Genomic DNA, 5,450 nt, shown 5'->3' on the forward strand with positions numbered 1-5,450 from the left:
GGCTCGGGGGCCGGTGGAGCCTGGTCGGTTGCGGTTCGTGGCGACCACCGATGGTGTGGGTGTCCCGCGTCCGCCGGTGGGGGTGGCGGACGACCCGACCACCGCCGTCCCGGAAGAAGCGGATCTGGCCGGGATGGACGGGGCGGCGCGGACCACGTCGACGTCGCCCTCGCCGGTCGAGCCGGACCCTTCGGCTTTTACGTGGTGGGACGACCCGCTGGCCGGACTCGATATGACGACACCGGCGGTCGGCTCGGGATCGCCCGTCGAGGTCGTGCTCGACGAAGTCACCGAGGAGATCGTCCCGGAAGAAGAGGATCTGGCCGGGATGGACGGGGCGGCGCGGACCACGTCGACGTCGCCCTCGCCGGTCGAGCCGGACCCTTCGGCTTTTACGTGGTGGGACGACCCGCTGGCCGGACTCGATATGACGACACCGGCGGTCGGCTCGGGATCGCCCGTCGAGGTCGTGCTCGACGAAGTCACCGAGGAGATCGTCCCGGAAGAAGAGGATCTGACCTGGATGGATGGGGGTGCCCGGCCCCCGTCGGAGTCCGTTTCGGATTCTGTGCCGTTGCCGTCCCTGCCGGCTGGGCTGCTGCGGTCGGACGTGTGGGATCGGTTGTTCGCGCAGTTCCTCGACAGGGTGGGGGCTGGGGTTGCGGTGTTGTCGCTGGGGGAGCGGACGCCGGACGCCGTCCGCGACCATCTGCGCGACTCGTTCGACGACTTGGTTGACAGGACCGATGTTCTCGACGAGGGAAGGGCCGGTCTGTCCCCGGACGACAGGGTGTTGGTGCGGCAGGCCCTGGATGCGCGGGGGACGTCGGTTCCCCGTCTCACGGGGGCGCTGCCGCATCTGCTGTCCGAGGCGTTCTCCGTCAATGTCACCGTGGCCCCGGCCGGGTCCGGACGGCACGAGAACGGCGGGGTCGCACCCTGGTATGACCGGACCGTCGCACTGGACCTTCCCGTCGCCCGACTGTGGGCCGTTTCGGATACGCGGGGTCCGCTGGTCCACCCCTACGACGCGGCGGCGGTGGCGTCGTGGCAGGCGGAGTCGGGCTCGCGGGTGGCCTCCGTGGACGGGGTCGGGGCGGTGCGGATCTGGGACGTGGACCGTGATGTGGTGCTCCAGACGTTGGCGGGCCGCCACCACAGGGTGTTGACGTCGTGGCAGGGCAGGTCGGGCCAGCAGTTGATGGCTTCCGCTGGCAGGGACGGGGTGGTGCGGGTCTGGGACGTGGACCGCGGTGTGGTGCGCCAGAGGTTGACCGGCCACACCGGCGTGGTGGTGGCGTTGACGTCGTGGCAGGCGGGGGCGGGCCGGCGGTTGGCCTCGGCCGGCAGGGACGGGACGGTGCTGGTCTGGGACGTGGACCGCGGTGTGGAGCTCCAGAGGTTGACCGGCGACCCCGGACCGATGGCGTTGACGTCGTGGCCGGACGAGTTTGGTGGAGGGCTGGCCTCCGCCAGCGGGGTCGGGGCGGTGCGGGTCTGGGACGTGGACCGCGGTGTGGTGCGCCAGAGGTTGACCGGCCACACCGGCGTGGTGGTGGCGTTGACGTCGTGGCAGGAGGGGGCGGGCCGGCGGGTGGCCGCCGGCGGCTCGGACGGGGCGGTGCGGATCTGGGACGTGGATCGCGGTGTGGTGCTCCAGACGTTGGAGGGCCACGACGGCTTGGTGCGGGTGTTGGCGTCGTGGCAGGACGAGTCTGGCTGGCGGCTGTTGGCTGCTGCCGACGTGGCCGGGATGGTGCGGGTCTGGGACGTGGACCGCGGTGTGCTGCTCGGGACGTTGGAGGGTCACGACGGCGTCAGTGCGTTGACGTTGTTGCCGGAGGGGCCGGGCCGGTGGCTGTTGGCCGTCGGCCAGAACCGGGCGGTGCGGTTGTGGTCCCTGTCGGACAGTGCCACCGGGCTGGCGGGGTTGCCGCTGGTGTCGGGGGAACGGTTCCGGACAGTGCCGGGTCGTGGGTCGGTGGTGGTGTATCCGGAGGGCGTGAGGGCCGGGATTGGTGTGGAGCGTCTCGCTGCGGTGGCGCGGGAGCAGGCGGTGACGGACGCCGAGGCGTGGGCGGCGAGGACGGGGCAGGATCGGCCTGCGGGTGATGCGGTCTGGCGGGTGGTGTTGGCGTTCGAGGACCGTGGGCATGAGGACGTGTTGGGTCTGGTGGGGCGGTTACTCAATGGTGAGTTGGGGGTGAGGGTGCCGGAGGCGGCGGTGATCGAGTTGTCGCCGTACGGTGCTGACCCGTCTGTTGTTCCTGTGGTGCAGCCGCGGACGTTGGTCGAGGTAGCGGCGTTGCGGGCAGCGCGTGACGAGTCGGGGGCGGTGGCGGTCCTCGGGCGGCATGTGGCGGACGTGGGCGCGGGGGTGGTTCCGGACGGTGTGGACATTGTCGATTTCTCGGGTCGGGAGACGTTCCCGGCGTTGTCGTGGGAGGTCCAGGCGCATCCGATCAACGAGAGAGCTGATCTTGCTTATCGGGCCCGTCGGAGGCTGGATGGATTGCCCGTCGACCATGGGCCGTACCTCCTGTCTTTTGATCGGGATTGGGCGCGGTGGCGGCAGCCGGCGTTCTCGTATTTCCGGGATTGGGTGTTCCTTCCGAGCGTGCCGTCGGAGCGTGGTTTGCGGGTGACGCAGTTGCGGCAGGCGGAGTTGCTCGCGGAGGAGATTCTGGAGGCGGGTCTGGGGGAGAGTCTGGCGAGGGTGCCGGATGTGGGGCCGGGGTGGGTGCCGGATGGTGCGCGGGTGGTGGTGGTGGGTGTGCCGGGGCAGCGTCCGGGCGACCCGAAGGCGGTCGTGCCGTCGATGTTCGCCTTCCTGAATGGTGCGTTGCCGCCGGTGGGGTCGGGGTTGCGGGAGCCGGTGTATGTGGTGGTGCACGGGTTCGGTGGGTGGACGTCGACGGTGGTGTTGACGCATACGGCTGAGGATGATCTGTGGCCGGTGCGGATGGGTGAGTTGGCCGGCGGCGGGCCGGTGGGTGGGGGTCTTCGGGCGGCGCGGGATCTGGTCGAGGCGGAGGGGTGGACCCGTGTGTTGGCCGAGGTGGAGGGGATCGCGGCGGCGGCTCCGGGGCGGGTGGGTTGGGCCGGGGAGCTGAGGGCGGCGCTTCCCGACGTGGTGGGTGATCCGGCGGCTGTGGACGGGCAGCGTCGGATGGGTGAGCGGGTGGACGAGTTGGTGGCGTTGGGTGAGCGGCTGGTCGGGCTCACGCGCGGGTGGACGGGTGAGGGTGCCCTCCCGGTGGGGACGGATCGGCCTGATCTGCGGCTGGAAAGGTGGGCCGGCCAGGAGCGCAACCGGCGGTTGGACGCGGCGTTCGCGGCGACGGACCGCAGGGTGGCCGGGGAGGTGACGGACCGGGTCGAGGAGGAGATCTATCGGGTGTGGAACGCGGTGGTGACACCGGGGGAGGGGGTGCCGGAGGCCGTCTACGGGGTGTTGCGGGCGGTGTATCTGGGTGCCTGGGCCTTCTATACGGCACCGGGCCGGCCGGTGGTGATCGACAGACCTGAAGACCCGGACGAGCACCTGCCGGAGGGGGCCCAGAGAGAAGACGGTCGGCGGATTGTTGATCTGTCTGTTGTGCGGGGTCTGGGGGTGGCGGACTTCGACCGGTTCCTGGCGGATCATGGTCAGGACGTGGCGTTGTTGTGGTCGGCGGACGGCGCGGTGGAGCGGGTGTCGGAGCTGCGGGCTGCCCTTGGGGTGTCGCCGCCGGTGCCCCGGGTGGATGTGGTGGGGCGGGTGCCGGAGGTGTCCGAGCAGTGGCGGGCGGAGTTGTTCTCCGCAGTCAGCGCGTTCGGGTTGGCGCGGCAGTGGTTGGAGGAGCAGGTCTCGTCGTTGCCGGTGGGGCCGGCGGCGGTGGTGCCGGGGCAGGCTGGGGATGGTGCGGTCGGTTCGGGTGAGCAGGCGGTGTCCGTTTCCGACGGTGGGGTCGCCGCGGTGCGTGCGGATCTGATCCGGTCGTGGGGGGCTCTTGTCGACGGCCACGCGACGCGTATGGACGACGCTGGCCGAGTGTTGCGGCGTTTGACCGCCTTCGGTCGGGACGATAGTCCGGCGCGGTCCGTCCTGGAGGGACTGTCTGACCGGTACCTCCAGGAGATGCAGGGTCTCAGCCATGCGCGGATGCACCGCACCGTGGACGCCTACGTCGAATCGTTGCCCGCGACCGAGCTCGGGGGGCTGGGGGTCCGGCTCGGCGAGGTTGAGGCAGCGGCCGTGGCGCTGGACCGGCACCTCGAACAGGCGCCCGATGCTGTGGAGCTGCGGACGTTGGAGGGCCACGACGGCGTGGTGTGGGCGGTGACGTCGTGGCAGGGGGCGGCGGGTCCGTGGGTGGCGTCCGCCAGCGGGGACGGGACGGTGCGGGTCTGGGACGCGGCCAGAGGTGAGCGGCTCTGGACGTTTGAGGGCCACGTCGGCCCGGTGACGGCGGTGACGTCGTGGCAGGGGGCGGCGGGCCGGTGGGTGGCCTCCGGTGGCTGGGACGGGACGGTGCGGATCTGGGACCCGGTCGTTGGTGTGGGGCTTCGGATGTTGGAGGGTCACACCGGCGTGGTGAGGGCGGTGACGTCGTGGCGGGTGGGGTCGGACTGGCGGTTGGCCTCGGCCGGCTGGGACGGGACGGTGCGGGTCTGGGACGCGGCCAGAGGTGTCGAGCTCCGGACGTTGAGGGGTCACACCGGCGGGGTGTCGGCGGTGACGTCGTGGCAGGCGGGGTCGGACTGGCGGTTGGCCTCCGCTGGCGAGGACGGGACGGTGCGGGTCTGGGACGCGGTCACCGGTGTGGAGCTCCGGACGTTGAGGGGTCACCCCGGCGCGGTGTCGGCGGTGACGTCGTGGCAGGCGGGGTCGGACTGGCGGTTGGCCTCGGCCGGCAGGGACGGGACGGTGCGGATCTGGGACGGGGCCACCGGTGTGGAGCTCCGGACGTTGGAGGGCCACGCTGGCCCGGTGACGGCGGTGGCGTCGTGGCGGGCGGGGTCGGACTGGTGGGTGGCCTCTGCCAGCTCGGACGGGAGGGTGCGGATCTGGGACGTGACCAGCGGTGCGTTGATCCGGATGTTGGAGGGCCACAGCGCTGCGGTGCTGGCGTTGACGTTGTGGCAGGGCGAGTCGGGCCGGCGGGTGGTGGTCTCCGCCGGCTGGGACCGGACGGTGCGGTTGTGGTCCCTGCCCGATGATGCCGGCGGGCCGGTGGGGTTGCCCGGCGTGCCGGATGGGCCGGTTGATGGGGGGAACGATTCCGACGCGAGCGGGTCGGATTCTTCGGCGGATGTGGCTGGTGAGGCGGGACGTGGTGACGTGCTGCTGCCGAGTCAGTTGTCGGAGGATGAGGTGTCGGCCCGGTTCCCGTGGCTGGGTGGGGTGAATGCGGTTCGTGGTGGCGATCCGGTTTTGCGGGGGCGGGGTTACGACACGAACTGTGTGT

1 protein-coding gene is annotated in these 5,450 nt (G+C 71.4%); it reads left to right on the forward strand.

What is annotated here, in order from left to right; all coding sequences use genetic code 11:
- Positions 1 to 37 precede the first annotated feature (37 nt).
- The coding region (locus B0E53_RS32675; RefSeq protein WP_146167864.1) for a WD40 repeat domain-containing protein at positions 38 to 5,450 on the forward strand (5,413 nt) is incomplete at its 3' end.

The sequence above is a fragment of the Micromonospora sp. MH33 genome (assembly GCF_003013775.1).
GTDB classification, from domain to species: domain Bacteria; phylum Actinomycetota; class Actinomycetes; order Mycobacteriales; family Micromonosporaceae; genus Micromonospora; species Micromonospora fulviviridis.